At 47.1% G+C, this 14,463-nt stretch carries 19 protein-coding genes and 2 pseudogenes; 14 read left to right on the plus strand and 7 right to left on the minus strand.

Features of this window, described 5'->3' with window-relative positions:
- Positions 1-94: 94 nt before the first annotated feature.
- The 5 genes and pseudogenes from RT018_RS08475 to RT018_RS15810 all read left to right on the plus strand — a co-directional run bounded on the left by RT018_RS08475 (position 95) and on the right by RT018_RS15810 (position 2,422).
- Positions 95-592, plus strand: coding sequence for a DUF1016 N-terminal domain-containing protein (locus tag RT018_RS08475; RefSeq protein WP_312941005.1), 498 nt, complete (start codon positions 95-97; stop codon positions 590-592).
- Positions 593-985: 393 nt separating this feature from the next.
- Complete coding sequence (locus tag RT018_RS08480) at positions 986-1,237, plus strand: hypothetical protein (RefSeq protein ID WP_312941007.1); 252 nt, start codon at positions 986-988, stop codon at positions 1,235-1,237.
- Positions 1,238-1,440: 203 nt separating this feature from the next.
- A pseudogene (locus RT018_RS15805) lies at positions 1,441-1,931 on the plus strand (DUF3991 domain-containing protein); the annotation flags it as partial.
- Between the two features lie 214 nt (positions 1,932-2,145).
- A pseudogene (locus tag RT018_RS08490) lies at positions 2,146-2,329 on the plus strand (type IV secretory system conjugative DNA transfer family protein); the annotation flags it as partial.
- Complete coding sequence (locus RT018_RS15810; protein WP_397360021.1) at positions 2,324-2,422, plus strand: hypothetical protein; 99 nt, start codon at positions 2,324-2,326, stop codon at positions 2,420-2,422. The pseudogene RT018_RS08490 and the gene RT018_RS15810, both read left to right, overlap by 6 nt.
- 18 nt (positions 2,423-2,440) lie before the next feature.
- Here RT018_RS15810 and RT018_RS08495 read toward each other — a convergent pair whose 3' ends face one another.
- On the minus strand, positions 2,441-3,199 hold the full coding sequence (locus RT018_RS08495; RefSeq protein WP_312941010.1) for a MerR family transcriptional regulator: 759 nt from the start codon (positions 3,197-3,199) through the stop codon (positions 2,441-2,443).
- 363 nt (positions 3,200-3,562) lie between these two features.
- Between RT018_RS08495 and RT018_RS08500 the strand changes: the two genes are divergently transcribed.
- Positions 3,563-3,808, plus strand: a complete 246-nt coding sequence (locus RT018_RS08500) for a hypothetical protein (RefSeq protein WP_312941013.1) — start codon at positions 3,563-3,565, stop codon at positions 3,806-3,808.
- A 175-nt stretch (positions 3,809-3,983) separates the two neighbouring features.
- Here the strand turns inward: RT018_RS08500 and RT018_RS08505 are convergent, their stop codons facing one another.
- Together RT018_RS08505 and RT018_RS08510 are read right to left on the minus strand one after the other, a co-directional pair.
- Positions 3,984-6,170 carry a M56 family metallopeptidase gene (locus RT018_RS08505; RefSeq protein WP_312941014.1) on the minus strand — a complete coding sequence of 729 codons (2,187 nt, stop codon included), beginning with the start codon at positions 6,168-6,170 and terminating at the stop codon, positions 3,984-3,986.
- Positions 6,109-6,498, minus strand: coding sequence for a BlaI/MecI/CopY family transcriptional regulator (locus RT018_RS08510; RefSeq protein ID WP_312941015.1), 390 nt, complete (start codon positions 6,496-6,498; stop codon positions 6,109-6,111). Before RT018_RS08510 ends, RT018_RS08505 begins: the two co-directional genes overlap by 62 nt.
- Positions 6,499-6,929: 431 nt before the next feature.
- Between RT018_RS08510 and RT018_RS08515 the strand changes: the two genes are divergently transcribed.
- Positions 6,930-7,244, plus strand: a complete 315-nt coding sequence (locus RT018_RS08515; RefSeq protein ID WP_312941017.1) for a hypothetical protein — start codon at positions 6,930-6,932, stop codon at positions 7,242-7,244.
- Between the two features lie 268 nt (positions 7,245-7,512).
- On the opposite strand, the gene RT018_RS08520 is transcribed toward RT018_RS08515, so the two are convergent.
- Both RT018_RS08520 and RT018_RS08525 read right to left on the minus strand, forming a co-directional pair.
- On the minus strand, positions 7,513-7,926 hold the full coding sequence (locus tag RT018_RS08520; protein WP_312941018.1) for a YjdF family protein: 414 nt from the start codon (positions 7,924-7,926) through the stop codon (positions 7,513-7,515).
- Positions 7,927-8,068: 142 nt separating this feature from the next.
- Positions 8,069-8,224, minus strand: coding sequence for a hypothetical protein (locus RT018_RS08525; protein ID WP_312941020.1), 156 nt, complete (start codon positions 8,222-8,224; stop codon positions 8,069-8,071).
- A 156-nt stretch (positions 8,225-8,380) separates the two neighbouring features.
- Between RT018_RS08525 and RT018_RS08530 the strand changes: the two genes are divergently transcribed.
- The 5 genes from RT018_RS08530 to RT018_RS08550 all read left to right on the plus strand — a co-directional run bounded on the left by RT018_RS08530 (position 8,381) and on the right by RT018_RS08550 (position 11,924).
- On the plus strand, positions 8,381-8,935 hold the full coding sequence (locus tag RT018_RS08530) for a DUF4367 domain-containing protein (protein WP_312941022.1): 555 nt from the start codon (positions 8,381-8,383) through the stop codon (positions 8,933-8,935).
- A 9-nt stretch (positions 8,936-8,944) separates the two neighbouring features.
- Positions 8,945-9,196, plus strand: coding sequence for a hypothetical protein (locus RT018_RS08535; RefSeq protein WP_312941024.1), 252 nt, complete (start codon positions 8,945-8,947; stop codon positions 9,194-9,196).
- A 251-nt stretch (positions 9,197-9,447) separates the two neighbouring features.
- The gene (locus tag RT018_RS08540) at positions 9,448-9,915 is read left to right on the plus strand and encodes a GNAT family N-acetyltransferase (protein WP_312941025.1); all 468 of its coding nucleotides are present in this window, start codon (positions 9,448-9,450) and stop codon (positions 9,913-9,915) included.
- A 52-nt stretch (positions 9,916-9,967) separates the two neighbouring features.
- Positions 9,968-10,621 carry a methyltransferase domain-containing protein gene (locus tag RT018_RS08545; protein WP_312941027.1) on the plus strand — a complete coding sequence of 218 codons (654 nt, stop codon included), beginning with the start codon at positions 9,968-9,970 and terminating at the stop codon, positions 10,619-10,621.
- The gene (locus RT018_RS08550) at positions 10,608-11,924 is read left to right on the plus strand and encodes an effector binding domain-containing protein (RefSeq protein ID WP_397360003.1); all 1,317 of its coding nucleotides are present in this window, start codon (positions 10,608-10,610) and stop codon (positions 11,922-11,924) included. The genes RT018_RS08545 and RT018_RS08550 overlap by 14 nt, the downstream gene beginning before the upstream one ends.
- A 73-nt stretch (positions 11,925-11,997) precedes the next feature.
- Here RT018_RS08550 and RT018_RS08555 read toward each other — a convergent pair whose 3' ends face one another.
- On the minus strand, positions 11,998-12,588 hold the full coding sequence (locus tag RT018_RS08555) for a DNA-3-methyladenine glycosylase I (protein WP_312941030.1): 591 nt from the start codon (positions 12,586-12,588) through the stop codon (positions 11,998-12,000).
- A gap of 359 nt (positions 12,589-12,947) precedes the next feature.
- Between RT018_RS08555 and RT018_RS08560 the strand changes: the two genes are divergently transcribed.
- Complete coding sequence (locus RT018_RS08560) at positions 12,948-13,184, plus strand: hypothetical protein (RefSeq protein WP_312941032.1); 237 nt, start codon at positions 12,948-12,950, stop codon at positions 13,182-13,184.
- A 177-nt stretch (positions 13,185-13,361) separates the two neighbouring features.
- Here RT018_RS08560 and RT018_RS08565 read toward each other — a convergent pair whose 3' ends face one another.
- A complete protein-coding gene (locus tag RT018_RS08565; protein ID WP_312941035.1) occupies positions 13,362-13,724 on the minus strand; it encodes a helix-turn-helix transcriptional regulator in 363 nt (120 codons plus the stop codon).
- Positions 13,725-14,270: 546 nt separating this feature from the next.
- Between RT018_RS08565 and RT018_RS08570 the strand changes: the two genes are divergently transcribed.
- Positions 14,271-14,462: a cysteine-rich KTR domain-containing protein gene (locus tag RT018_RS08570; protein WP_312941036.1), complete on the plus strand. Its 192-nt coding sequence runs from the start codon at positions 14,271-14,273 to the stop codon at positions 14,460-14,462.
- Position 14,463: the final 1 nt, after the last annotated feature.

Consider the following 14,463-nt stretch of genomic DNA (forward strand, 5'->3'; position numbering starts at 1 on the left):
AAAGCTATTAGTATTTCTCAGCGTTTCACCGGCGGAGCTTGCTCTGCCGGGTACATAAAAAACAGGCTCCCACGGAGCCGGAAAGGAGAAGCCTATGAAAGCATTGAAAAGGAACAGTGCCCTGTATCTGGAACAGATTACCTCTGCGGTAGCTGAATGTTATGAAAAAGATGAACAGCCCTCCAACCGGGCGTTGTTGGAGCTTTATACACGGATGGGCCAATGTATCTGCTGTCAGGGTGAAAAAGCGTTTATTCCGCATTTGGCTGAAATGCTCGCTGACCGATTTCCCTCGCTGAAGGGCTTCTCTCTTCGCAATCTCCGCAAAATGCGTGACTTTTACCGCACTTATGAAAACAGCCCGGCTCTTATGAGCAGGGCACAGTCCCTTGGCTGGACACAAAACGCCGTGATACTGGAGTGCTGCGAAACCGATGAGCAGCGTTCATTTTATATTGACCTTGCGGCGGAACGGAACCTTTCCAAGCTGTCGCTCATGAATGCCATTCAGGAGGATGCCTTTGCCGATACCCTCCATGTAGAAAATTGCTCCGAAAACGTGGAACCCAGCTGCGCCCCTGTATCCCGATGAAGCAGTAGACACCACTGCAATCGCTGAAACGGCGTGTGGGCCGTTTGTGACAGCGTGCGAGCCTCCCCGCCAAGGGGATGCTTTGCACCCAAGCATTGACAGCGGCTACAGTGAAATCCTCGTAATGCTTCCAACCGGAAAAAGAATGAAAAATATGCGTAAACAGTCCATTTCATGCTGGCAGGCTTACCCGTTTCTGGAGCGCTCCGCTTCGCCAAAACCATTGGATCAGAAACAAATCATCCATTTAAAGCCGCCGCCCGATATGATTCAACCGAAGAAGCTCCCGTCGCCTTTCAACAGGGAGCAGAGCAGGAATGATCAATGGCGAGTACACCGAACGCAAGCAGTTGCATAATTATTTGAACACGGACATGAAAAGCTTAAGGATTTATGGTATCATTAATTTGGCAAATGCCTGCGAAAAATCTGATTTATTTTGAGGACTTGGCGCTCTCTTTGGAGAAAGATAAGAAATCTTTTTTCCACGGTGTCCACATAATTAACGTCAGAAATGGATGTCCTGCGGTGAAAACCGCAGGACATCCGCCATTTCCGGGCTTTTTTACCCTCAAAATGCCCGTCAAAAAAGAGTGCGTTTTTAAGGATATCATAGGGGTGATTTGGATAAGCCCATGGATTTGAACTCTCACCTATGCCCTTTTACGGCAGAAAAAGAATAAATGGATACCGTCAGCGCCCTTTCCGATACGGCAGCAAAGCCGAAAAGAAAGCGGCGCTATATATATAATCCTGAACTAATAGAATAAGAGAACAATTATTGAAGCCGGAGAATCGGAGGGCGGAAACGCACTTTCATTCTCCGGCTTTTTTGTTTTCTGGAAAGTTACCGCGCCCGGTACGGCACCGGCGTACCCATGGAAGATGACAATTCCGGTCTGTGGGAGGACTGGACGTCGGATCAAAAAGACGACTTTTATTCCGATTTACCTGTCGGAGAAACAGGCACGGAGGTTGTCCGGCTGGGGGTTTCCCGCCCTGGCGGCCTGTATTCGTAGAAGCTTCGCGGACAGGGAGATTACACCTACTGCAGCTATCTTGTGCAGTGGGTGTATGCCTATCTGGTGAAAACCCGCCACATCGGCCGGGAGCTGGTCAGCTTCTTTGCAAAGCAAACGCTCCTCTATGAAAGCTGCGAAAAATCCAAAGACGGCACGAAGGAATATCACAACGCAGTGTTTGTGGGTTTAGATGAAAACGGTACGCCTCGCCATGCGCATAAGCACGGGATTTGCACCTTGGGGCAGGCATTTAAAGGAATGTGGATGGCTGCGATCCTTGCCACAACGTTCACTGGCTTGGAAAAAGCGATGCGCTGTGTCTTTGAAGTGGCCAAGCGGCTTTGAAATGCGGATGGGTTAGAAAAAGGTGGAGCAACCAATATTGGTTACTCCACTTAATCTGTCTCGATTACCATTATCAAGCTAAAGAAATTTTAGCTATTTAGTAGCAAGTCAATGCTTACTTGCTGTTTACAACGCTATTAGCAAATCCCCATTCAGCCGGAGTTGTGGAGGCAGGGGGAACATACTTACCTTGCCGATGATGTGGCAAAGGCCAAGGCGGAGAAATATGCCAAAATCATCTCCAAGACCATTATAAACCGCCAGCGGTGAGAACTATGGGCAGAACCAGTTTTTCTACGATGCCGCCGAGGGACTCCTGTCTTCCATCATTCTGATGATTGCAGAATATCTGCCGCCCACCAAGGTGGATCGGAGCGCAGCCTATGCCGCCCGGTACATCGCTAAGAATATTGCGCCCTGGGAGCGGCTGGGTATGGTTTCAAAATTGAGAGCGGAGCCTTGACAGCCCCGCTCTTGCAATTTAATCACCGCAATAAATATTGATGGCATCGCGCAGAAACTCTGCACAGCCGGGGGCGATTTTATCGTAGTACGCCTTGAACCGTTCATCCGCAACATACAGCTCACCCAAGCTCTTGTGGTATGCCTTGCTGTATTCAGGCTGAAAAACGGTGAGCCATTTTCCGTGAAGATTACAGGCTCTCTGCGCTAACTCTCCGGCAGGATCGCCGGACTCAAGGGCAGCCTTCAAAGTATCCTCCGCTTCCTGACGAAGTTGTTCGCCCTCGGCATAGCGCTCATAGGTCATGCCCTTGATTCTGGCGTTTGCGCGGTCAATCGCTGCATCACCGTACTTTTCGCGGATTTCTGCGCCGTATTGATGCTCGTTTTCATCAATCATGGCTTGCTTGAAGCCCTCAAATTTTTCTTTATCTGACATGATTTGTTCACCTTTCATGGCGGCAATGGATTTTGTGACAGTTGCGATTAATGTGTCCAGCCGCTCTCGTTTTTTACTCAGCTCGGCAAGATGGCTCATGAATGCCTGCTCTCTGTCAAAATCGGGAACAGACAGGAGCTTCTTAATGGCCTCAAGGGGAAACCCCAGCTCTCTGTAAAACAGAATTTGCTGAAGCGTGTCCAGCTCCGCCTGCCCATAAACACGATACCCCGATGCTGCAATCCTCGCCGGCTTGAGGAGTCCAATTTCATCGTAATACCGCAGGGTTCGGGCGCTGACGCCCGACATTTTTGAAACCTTATTGCTTCCATATTCCATCTGCTTTCACCTCGCAAGCTCAGTATAAACTATTACGTTGCGTCAAAGTCAATATCTTTTGAAAAAATATTCAGAAGGGAAAGATGACCAAATTAGTAATCTGTGAAAAGCCCAGCGTAGCAAAATCTATCGCATCCGTCCTCGGCGCAAGGGAGCGTGAGGACGGATGTATCTCATTCGAACAATCTACTTTGGCATTCTCAATGAAGCAAATTTTCTAGAGCAACGCTTTGCATATTTCCAACAGACAACTGCTCGCTTTTATTGATAACTCTATATTTTACCTAACTAAGAGCGTCAGGAACCATCGTCAGATATTGACGATGGTTCCTGCTAACTACACTAACAACTATGGAGAATACCGTGAAGAACAGAACCGTAAAAAGTATGGCAATTGTGGTGGTCATAATATGTTTATGCCTATCCTTGATGCTACTGTTTCATACTGCCATAAATGCCGCCGACCCATCGCCAGAGGACCCAGAGGATTATCCCTCGGTTCTTCAATCCCTGCAATATCCGGGTACTTCCGCTCTGGCTCTTTTTCCCGATGAGATTCCGGAGTCCGCTGAGGAATTATATTTTTCCTATGACTCTGATATTTCGTAATATCTGTATTCCGGCGGATTCTTTACAAAACGAGAAAAGGGGTATAACATGCTGGCTTTGAAATTATGATGCGGTTACGAAACGGTATTGCAGGAGTCGCAATATAGATCTTTTCTAAAGAGAGGTAGCCATTATGATAACATCGGCCAGGCCCTTGATCAGTGGCAATTCGGTCTTAATCGAAATTGATCCCTCTTTCGTCCATACATTCAAAGTGTACTTGGGTTTCATCAATTTTGATTCTAATAAGGTTATTGCTGTATTTATCGGCCAGTGAACGCATTTTTCCTAAAACGTCGTTTTGCGTCAGCTTCAGCATATCGTCCAGCGGAATTTCATCCCAAAATGCTTGAATGGCGTTTATCATGCCGTTGATGGCGCGGTCACGCTCTCCTACGGTCAGCTTTTCCTTGTCGATGATCTGATAAGGGAGCTGATAATAGAGGCTACACCATGCGGAATTGCCGCCCTCGCCTGTTTCCTTCCAAAGCTGAGTACCGCCTACACCCGGGTTCTCCTCTGGATGGCCAGTGTTCAGACTTTGGATCATACGGAAGTTTTCTTCATTGGAAAGCATCGTAGTCAGCTCCACAAAAGAGCGTTCCTCGTCCGTCAAAGTTACTTGATAGTCATTCCGAGCGGCATCCTCACGCATCCGCTCCGAGCCGTCATAATGTTCATTGGCCCAGTCCAACACAGCGGCGTCGAAATCCGCCACGGTCATTTGCTGGTAATCCGGGGTTTTGAGCGCCAATAGGGAAGCATAGTCCTCCTTGGTGCCATATCCGTTCTGCCGCGGCTCTTGTTCGTCAGAGCTGGTTCCAGTCAGGTCATTTGCAGGTTGATCGGGTGCATAACCAGCAAGCGGCATGAATGTGAATTGCATGGAAATTTGCAGGCTGTCGGAGCTGTACTTTTGAGCAATACTGTCGATTTTAGGTTGAAGCGTAGCCGTCTGGTCAGTTTGAAGTTCCTCCAAAGACAGTCCTTGCAAAAGCGTCGGGGCATCATTCACGATACCAAGCCGCGCATTGTCGTATTCACGGACGGTCAGCGTCTTCGCATCCAGTATCGTCATCGTAAAATTGTATTCCAGCACAGCGTTGTCCGATGCGCCGTAATTCGTCGTGGAATAGCCGCCGAAATCCCTCGTCTGCCATTTTTCGGCAGTGAGTGGCTCCAGAGTATAAAAGAAAAACGCAGCATCCTCATTTCCAGAATCCGCCATTTTGGAAAACATATTGTTTTGCGAAATGTGCTCCAGCGTCTGCCTGTAATCGCCGGTATCCATCAAAGTCCACGCCTTTTCCTGATAGTCCGCTACGGTCATATCCCGGTAGCCCTGAAACTGAAAGGCGTGCAGTTCCTGACGTTCATAATCGCCGAAGGTGTGACCATCCGATGGGCCGGCGCCGCTGGATGCAGAGGTCGCAAAGGCAACGGTAAGTCCGGCAACTAAGGCCACGGCTACACAGATCGCAATCAGCGATGTTTTCTTGATTTTCATGATCGCCGTCACCCGTTCCTCAATGGCGTTTTTGCTAAAGCTGTTGCACAGCGGGGTCAGGCCACTTTTGGTCTCCTCCATACTGATGAGCGTCCGCGCATAGGTCGCTTTATTCTCCTCCCCAAAGAGCCGAACAACTGCCTCATCACAGGAAAGTTCAAGATCATGATTGGCGAGGATATACATGGCCCACACCAACGGATTAAACCAGTGGATGCAAAGCGCCGCAATTAGAATTAGCTTTGTCAAGGCGTCAAAGCGCCGGATATGCGTGTATTCGTGGGCCAGAACGTATTGAAGCGATTTTGTATCATTCCAATTTGTGCCTTTTGGCATTAAAATCACAGGGCGGAACACACCATAGGTGAGCGGCGCGGAAATTCCGCTGGATTGCCGAATGGTGATAGGGCGGCCAGTTTTGTGTGCGGCCAACCAGCCAGTCGAAAACGAGTTTTCGACTGGCAGAGAAGTTTGAAACTCTCGGCGGCATCTGATATACGAAATTGCAAAAAACATGAAGCAGGCGAATGCTCCAGCCGCCCAAACCACCGCCCAAACAGAAACAGTCATTCCGGTTGTTCCTGCATCAGATACGCTTGGTATCGTTGTCATCATCCGGTTTGGAGCAGTGGGGAAAATTTTTGCGGCGAGGGTGCGCTGTACCGCTTGCATAGCGGGCGTGCTGCGCTCAATGGCCGAATATGCGCTAAACATCGACGGCAAGGAAAACGGAATTAGTAATCGCAGCAGCGCAACGCCCCAAAGAGCCAAGAACGTCTTTTTGGGCAGCTTGTTAATTGCCAGCGCCCGAGTGACTATAATCGCTAAAATCAAAATGGCTCCGGCAAAGCTCATTTGCAATAGGCTCGGCAGAAAGTTTCTTTCTGCCAAGAAGTGCTGCAAACAGTTTGTCAGCAGAGCCATCATATATTTTGTCAATCAGTTCATTTGTTTCCGTTTCCTGCACATCCTCTTTTGGAATAAGCGGATGGCACATAAAGTTCGGCTCGGAACGCTCAATCGCACCTTTTTTGATGCACCGCTTGATAAGCGTATACGTTGTATTCACATTCCAGCCGAGAGCATCCGTTAGCACCTCGGCAATATGTCGGGCGGTTGTATCACCCTCCCTCCAAAGCACATCCATTACTTTCAATTCCGAATCGACAAGTTTTACTTCCACGAGTAAGCATCTCCTTCTGTAAGACTCTTGTAGTACCCTTGGCAATATACTACAACTGTCTTACCTGGATGTCAATACTACTGTCGTCTTATTTCTTCCGATTGTTCAATGTATCATTTCGGAACGTGAAATAAAAGAGTCTGTGACATTGCCGCGCGGTATATGAGGCGGGCTTTTCGCCCACACGGTACTTTCATCAATAATGGCATAATCCCTTGCGTGAGGGCTGCAACAAAAGCCGCGGGGCAGAGATACAGGATGCTGTAATCGCATCAGAAAAGCATGACGATCTCTTATTTTTGTACTATGATCGTTTTACAAGGGGGTGACCGTATGCAGTTTGGTTTAAAGTCACAGATGGCTGGCAAAATCATCCTAGATTGATTTTGCTGATGTGCTTGGCGAAATTACTGGGAGGTTCATTTTTAATTATGAAGAAAAAGCGTGTGCGTACGATTGCTCTGGTTTTAATGGCGACGATTCTGCTTGTGGGCGGAATATATGCTGTATTCGTTTCCACACGCTTCAGCACCTTTACAACGTATGTTCCTTTTTCTGGACAAGTCTTTTCAATTAGCCCTGATGATATAATTGAAATTTCCATTCAAAACGGCTCAAATGGACAAACAGTTTCCATTTCAAACAAGTCTGACCAACAGGATTTATTGGACAAAATCAATGGACTCCGTTATAATGCGTGGTTCCCTAAAATACCTGTAAAAAAGGCGGTTGGTCCTATAGGTTAATTTTGCAAGAATATGGAACAAATACCGTATATAGCTATGAATTCAGCCGATCGTGGATAACGGTTAACGGAGTCTTTTTTTTCGGCGATACGGATTTACTTGCATATTTAACTTCCTTGGTATAACCATTTTTTCCATTCTGAAAGCAATTTGAGTGTGTACACACCTGCGATTGGGGCGGCCCTTTTGGGCCGCCTCAATCACTTATTGGAGTGGCTCCTCGGACTTGGTGATGGACGATTAGAATAAAAGAAAAGCGCAGAAGGCATCAATGCCCTCTGCGCTTTTCCTTGCGCTTTTGCTGCTTGAGCTGGAACTGACGTTCCGCTTCGGCTTCGCGCTGCTCCCTTGACCGGGTCCTGCGTTCCAGCTTGCCCTGCTCCTGCTGGAGCTTCAGCGCCTGCTGGGCCTTGGTACCGATGCCGGAAACCTGGATGGCTTTTTGCGCCTCACGCTGCCGCCGCTTTGGATTAATCCGTCGTTCCTCATCTGCGGCAGCCTCGAGGGAGGGACTGAATCGGAGCGTGTGAAAGTTTGCGAGGAAGTACGCATAGACCGCGTAATCCTTCGGTTCCGCGCCGAAGGTTACCTTGGAAACCTCGTACTGCCCGTCATCCTCACGCTCGTAGAGCCCCACCCAAAAGGGTTCCTCGAAAAAAACCGTCAGCTTCGCCTTGCTCATAGGGATTCCTCCTTACAGATACTCGGCAAAGAACGGACAACCAAGGAGGCAGGTTACTGATACCCTGATGGGTACTCCCGGACTACCTACCGGGACGTGTTTTTATCCTTGCAGTTTTATTTTACCACTTTTTAGCAGAGCGTCAAGGTGCAAACCCTGACGTGCATTTACCGATGCCCTGGCCGATGTTGGCGGCGGCAGAGTGACGTATATCGTCGGTGCTATGGGTGTAAATATCCAGCGTGGTAGCTGCTTTGGTATCATCTATTTCGCAACGCAGCTTGCAAAATATGAGCATCAGAGTCCGTCGTTTATGATAGAGTTATCTAAAACAAAGGTTTCCGGAGCCACTGGCTCCGGAAACCTTAATCTTTTTAATAATCGCATCAATTATATACTATAAATGAACTGCATAATCAATATTGAAGTGGAGGAGGTGCAAAGATACCTGAGAATGAGTTTTCCTCGCGAAAGAACGGGTGCGGATGCCGCTCAAAACCCAAAGCATCTGAATGAGTTGACCGCAGACGAACTGTCAGATGTATTGTCAGATATGTGGGATGCAATGGATGAAAACAATTATGATCCCGCACAGATGGACGCATGTCTGGCTGAATTGGAGAAACGGGACTTTGATGTTGATGCGTCTTTAGCAGCTTTTCAAGAAAAGCACGCTCGGCTCTTTGAGCAGACACCGTCCGTTCAATTATCCACCGCAGCAAAACCTGCACACCGCCGCCGTTGGCGCACCTCTCTTGTCGCCGCCATTGTTGCTGTTGCCATTCGACAATATGCCTCTGCGGAAGATGCCAGCATTGGTATTGAAGCGTTTGAAAAGGATGCTGCTAACGTAACAAAATACGAGTGCAATGGAATCATACATTATATTTTGTCGAACAATTCCGAAAATGTTGCAACATGGACTAATGGTGCTTTAGTCTGCTTAATTTTGGGAGGCATGACGGTTGGTGAGTTAAAGCAGATGGTGGATTCTATTTATCGAGAATGAGTACAACAGATGAAAACACAATTGAAGCATATTATTGCATTGGTTTGTACATTTGTTCTGTGCGCTGGCTTAACCGTTCCGACAGGGGCAATTAATATGGATCATGTTATTACTCATCAAGCAAGTGACCAGCTTGCCTATTATGCAGCGTATGCCCTTACATCTTCAGGTGGAAACGGGTATCTGATAGGATTGTTGGTATTGCCGTTGCGATGCTTGGAATGTTTCAAAAATCCAAATAAAAAGGTGCCTATCATTTGATAGACACCTTTTTTGTTTGCTTATTTGGCTTTGATCTGCAAACCAAAATATCCATTGAGAGGAGCGCTGTAGGCGGAGCAATCATCATATTCGTAAGTAATTGCTGGGGGATAGTATTAGGCCAAAAATCGCAGTATTGCCACAACGCGGTAGAAATGTTGTGGGAAGAAATGCTATACTGAATAACGCAGTGGACAAAGTGAGCATCCGATTTCGAGACCACATATTTTTTGTAGAGGCAGGTGCAAAAGATGATAACCACACGACCCATGGCAGCGGAAAACCTTGCTCTTTTCAAGAAATGGCTGTACACGCCCCATGTTGCAAAATGGTATCAAGATCCCCTTGATTGGATTGCAGAGATTGAGCAGCAGGATACCGCATTTCATTGGATACACCACTATATAGTGGAACACGATAACCGGCCAATCGGTTTCTGCCAGTATTACGCTTGTGCCGACAGTGACGAACCATGGGCGGGCTATACGGTGATGGGCGGCTCCTACAGCATCGATTATATGATTGGAGAGATGGACTGTGTGGGGAAAGGCTTTGGGAAGCAAATTGTACTGACGCTGATTGAGAAAGTCAAACTGCACATGGATGCAAAATGGATTGTTGTGCAGCCCGAGACGGAGAACAAAGCCTCCTGCGGTGTGCTTCGCTCCTGCGGCTTTGTATATGACACCGAGAAAGACATCTATCTGCGCACGCTGTAAGCAGATACGCTTTTTTGATATCAAATAACTCCATTTGCAGGAGGGAGACAACATGGGGAAACAAACCGAACGTTCGAAAAAGACATACGACCAAATGGCGGCTGGGTACGACACCTCGCCCGAGGGCTATTACACCAAACCCCACAAAGCGGAGCTAATCAAGCAGGTCATCCTCCGTGACGGAGACCGGATTCTGGATGTCGCCTGCGGCAACGGCACACTCTTAGGTGCGCTTTCCAAGAAGGCAAGCATCCATGCGTTTGGTGTGGATTTGTCTGAAAACATGATTGCCGCCGCCAGAGCGCGCCATCCAGACTGCACCTTTGTGGTAAGCTCCTGCGTCCCCCTTCCCTTTGAAAACGAAAGTATGGATGTTATCACGGTGTCCTGCGCATTCCATCATTTTGAAGGCCCACGTGCTTTTGTAGGTGAATGTATGAGGGTTTTGAAGAAAAACGGAATGGTTTACATGGCTGAACCATTTTTCGCTCCTGTGATACGGTGGATTGCCAATACAGTAGTGTTTCCGTTTTCCAAGTCGGGCGATGTCAAGGTATACAGCGAGAGGGAGCTGCGCGTGATGTTTGAAGCTGAGGGATTTCGCGGCGTAGAAATCTACACAAAAGGCTCCGTGCTGTTCTTCTTAGCGAAAAATAATGCAAATTGCACTGGAGAGCTGCTGATGGACGCTATTGAGATTCTCTAACCGGGCGGAGTTCCGGGCATGGCTGGCTGAAAATTGCATTACCAGCGGTGGCGTGTGGCTGCTCTTTGGCAAGGTAGGCGGCCCCAAAACAATTACGGCAAACGACGTTCTTGAGGAGGCTCTCTGCTTCGGCTGGATTGACGGCCAGATGCAGAGTCTGGATGATAAGACGTATAAAAAATATTTCTCCCAGCGACGAGAGAACAGCAAGTGGTCGGAGAAAAATAAGGCGCTGACCGAAAAGCTGGAGCAACAAGGCATCATGACAGACCACGGCAGAGAAAAAATAGCCGAAGCCAAGCAAAACGGACATGCCGTCAAAACTCCGGCTGTGACAGATGAGCACCTTGTCATCACGCCGCACGGAAAGTCAAGAACGCCGGTCACCGGACAGATAGAATCATCACATACGGAAGGAGGTTTGAAGATGGATTGGATTACGGGGATACAGCGTTCCCTGGATTACACGGAAGCGCATTTGACCGAGAAAATCGACTATGAGATGGTGGCGAAGCAGGCCTATTCGTCCGCCTTTCATTTTCAGCGGGTGTTCAGTATGCTCTGTGGATTTTCACTTGGCGACTATATCCGCATGCGCCGCCTGACGCTGGCAGCCGAAGACTTGCTGAACTCCGGTGATAAAATCATCGACATCGCGCTCAAGTACGGCTACGATACCCCCGAGAGCTTCTCCCGTGCATTCCAGCGGTTTCACGGGATTTCTCCAACGGAGGCGCGCCGGGGAGGTACAATCAAATCTTTTTTCAGACTGTCCGTAAAACTGATTTTATCGGGAGGCAGTACCATGGACTACAGAATTGAGAGAAAAGACGCATTCCAAATCATTTGCAAGAAAAAGCAGGTCACAAAGCACCAGGGGGACATCGCTGCAACGGACATCCATGCATTTTGGGCCGAATGCACAAAGGACGGAACCATCGAAGACATTTGCAAGTATGGCCGCTTTGACAAGCTGAACGGCGTGCTGGGCGTCTGCTTCTCTGGGGACATGACGGACTCCGCTTTTCCCTATGGCATTGGCGCGGAGTACAATGGTGCTCCCTTAGGCAATGAGGGGCTTGAAATCGTCGTTATCCCCGCCCACACATACGCAGTTTTTCCGTGCAAGGGCCAGATGCCCGAGGTATTCACGACCACCTATCAGCGCATCGTCACCGAGTTCTTTCCCCAGAGTAACTACGAATACGGCAACGGCGTGGAGCTGGAAGTGTACCCCTCCGCGGAAGTGGACGACCCCAATTACACGTGTGAAATCTGGGTTGCAGTCAACGAAAAGAAGTAAAACATGAACGTTCAGGGCTGGGCAGTTGTTAACTGCCCAGCCCTGATTCGTTTCCAATCGGATGTCCTGACTTCTATTTTATCTTTGGCGTTTCACGTTCCATCTCCTGATAAACAAAGCAGTCGGAAAGATGGTCATTCACCATACCGGTAGCTTGCATAAACGCATATAGAATGGTTGAACCAACAAACTTAAACCCCATTTTCTTTAGATCTTTACTGATTTGATCCGAGAGCGGTGTGGTTGCAGGTGCATCCTCAATGCGTTTCCAGTGTCCTATTATCGGGGTGTTATCTACATAACGCCATATGAACGCATCAAAGCTTCCGTGCTTTTCCACAACCTCCAGAAATTTCTTGGCATTGGTGATCGCCGAATTAATTTTTAAACGGTTTCGGATAATTCCCTCGTTTTGCATTAACTCCTCGATTTTTTCTTCGCCGTAAAGAGCCACCTTTTGTGGGTCAAATCCATCAAACGCTTTCCGGTAAGCGTCCCGTTTCTTAAGCACGGTGATCCACGAGAGCCCCGCCTGCATTCCCTCTAAAACAAGCATTTCAAACAGTTTGTTATCATCGTGGACCGGCCGTCCCCACTCATGGTCATGATAATCAATATAAATAGGAATATCTCCTGCCCAGGGACATCTGGTTTTTTCGTCCATTAAATTTTCTCCAATCAAACGTGATCCATTATCATTCATTATAATGAACCATTCAAATCGAAAATATTGTAGCATGAAATGTGTATTTTGAAAAGCTGTCTCCTTAAAATACTTGCAATCAGGCAGAATTGCCAGCTTTAATTGAGAATATTCACTTTAAAACCTTTTCGCCATTGGCAAGTTTTTGATTTGCAAATAACTATATTAAAATAAGTTATATTATAGTTCGGCGACTTGAGAAAATTCTGAGATTTATTAGAGAAAATAGAAGCCATGCCCGGAAGGAGGGAACATGGTGAGTTATAAAATTCTTTTGGTCGATGCTGAAAAAGGAATTGTTACTTTCATGAAAAAGTTTTATGAAAGCAGAGGAAACCGCCATTACAATGAATGGAGAACAAAGCAAGCGATTATTTTCAGATGAGGCAAGCGACATAGACCTTTTATTCTATATAATGAATATGAAAAGCAACCTGCTGGATCCAGCAGGCTGCTTTTTATCACGGATTATTCGCCAGGAATATTCCAAGATTGAAGTTTCTATTTCAAGTCCGTTCGTCAGATTTTCATATTTGTCTGCGCGTGGTTTTCACTGACTGCCAGCTTGGCAAATTTTATTTTTTCTCTGGCCTAATTGTTTGCAGGGTACTATAATGGAAAATGGTACCAATACATACGGGGCGCCTCGTGATAAGGAGAGTTCCCTATGGACGCTACGTTAGAACTGGCCCTTGAGATATTCACTGTTCTTTCGGAGATCGACCAGCGGCACGTCATTGCTCTCGCTGCCGCTTTAGCATTTCGGCAATAATCATGTTCTGATTTTCCGGCGTCAATTGCACAAAAATTCGCGCGAATTCATCAGCAAGGCCGCTGCTCTCCGGAGTGGCGGCTTTGCTAATTTTTTCAGTTGCTGGCAAGGAAGCCTTCGTCTTTGACCCCTCTCCAGTAAGCAAATATTCGGTAGTAGTATTCAGCACATCAGCAATCAGAGAAATATACTTGGTATATGACATTGCTCTGCGAGTGCGCCATGTGCTTACAACCTGCGGGGTTTGTTTGATCTTCCGAGCAAAATCTTTTTGCTCCATGCCCGACTCATCAAGTAAAGAAAATATCCGGTCAACGGTGTCCATATGCAGCATCTCCATTATGGTGTTAAAAATATTGACTATTATTTGTTTAAAATCAATAAAATATCAAAAAATGATAATTACGGGTTGACAATATCAAAAATTAGGATTACAGTGTAGTTACAAGATAACTTACCACACGGAAATACGCGAGGCATAAGCAGAATAAGATTGGCGAATATGGCGGCTGCCCGATAGGGCCTGAAATCGGGGTTTACCCGAAGCGGGGACTCATGGGTTTAAAGATTGCTTACCATGTTAATAATCGAAACGTTTAGATACCAAATTTTTAATCACATCTATGTCCACTAAAAATTAGTTTTTAGCCATTTTATCATCTTAAAGGAAATGTTTCAAGTGCATAGGCGAGAAGAAGTTATGTGCAGATCAAAAAACAGTTAAAAACACGCAGTTTCGCTTGCTCTTAACTCGGGACGCATCGGTATCCCGTGCCTATAGGACAGAGCGTTATATGAGCCAGGTGGATGAATTTACATACTGAAATCAAACAGGGAAGTTTGTGCTAAGGAACGAAAGAAAGGGATCGAAGTGAATGCAAGGAACGCTAAAGCGAAAAAAGAGGACATATGGCTGGTTTGTCCCCGGTGTGGCAGAGGCAAGGTGTTGAAGCTGAACCCGGGAACCAGAGCAAAAGACCTGACAGTGTTTTGCAAGGTCTGCGGCCAAGAATCCATTGTAAATATAGACGAGCGCCTGTGCCTGAGTGCCTGTGCCACATGAT

It is taken from the genome of Oscillibacter sp. (assembly GCF_032060045.1).
GTDB lineage: Bacteria > Bacillota > Clostridia > Oscillospirales > Oscillospiraceae > Oscillibacter.

Bases quoted from the DNA above. Each gene is read 5' to 3' on its own strand.
- RT018_RS08565 (WP_312941035.1), bottom strand. From the start codon at position 13,724: ATGGACACCGTTGACCGGATATTTTCTTTACTTGATGAGTCGGGCATG.
- RT018_RS08545 (WP_312941027.1), top strand. From the start codon at position 9,968: ATGGGGAAACAAACCGAACGTTCGAAAAAGACATACGACCAAATGGCG.
- RT018_RS08480 (WP_312941007.1), top strand. From the start codon at position 986: ATGGTATCATTAATTTGGCAAATGCCTGCGAAAAATCTGATTTATTTT.
- RT018_RS08515 (WP_312941017.1), top strand. From the start codon at position 6,930: ATGAAGAAAAAGCGTGTGCGTACGATTGCTCTGGTTTTAATGGCGACG.
- RT018_RS08530 (WP_312941022.1), top strand. From the start codon at position 8,381: ATGAGTTTTCCTCGCGAAAGAACGGGTGCGGATGCCGCTCAAAACCCA.
- RT018_RS08555 (WP_312941030.1), bottom strand. From the start codon at position 12,588: ATGGACGAAAAAACCAGATGTCCCTGGGCAGGAGATATTCCTATTTAT.
- RT018_RS08540 (WP_312941025.1), top strand. From the start codon at position 9,448: ATGATAACCACACGACCCATGGCAGCGGAAAACCTTGCTCTTTTCAAG.
- RT018_RS08535 (WP_312941024.1), top strand. From the start codon at position 8,945: ATGAAAACACAATTGAAGCATATTATTGCATTGGTTTGTACATTTGTT.
- RT018_RS08560 (WP_312941032.1), top strand. From the start codon at position 12,948: ATGAAAGCAGAGGAAACCGCCATTACAATGAATGGAGAACAAAGCAAG.
- RT018_RS08475 (WP_312941005.1), top strand. From the start codon at position 95: ATGAAAGCATTGAAAAGGAACAGTGCCCTGTATCTGGAACAGATTACC.
- RT018_RS08520 (WP_312941018.1), bottom strand. From the start codon at position 7,926: ATGAGCAAGGCGAAGCTGACGGTTTTTTTCGAGGAACCCTTTTGGGTG.
- RT018_RS08495 (WP_312941010.1), bottom strand. From the start codon at position 3,199: ATGGAATATGGAAGCAATAAGGTTTCAAAAATGTCGGGCGTCAGCGCC.
- RT018_RS08505 (WP_312941014.1), bottom strand. From the start codon at position 6,170: ATGAGCTTTGCCGGAGCCATTTTGATTTTAGCGATTATAGTCACTCGG.
- RT018_RS08525 (WP_312941020.1), bottom strand. From the start codon at position 8,224: ATGCTCATATTTTGCAAGCTGCGTTGCGAAATAGATGATACCAAAGCA.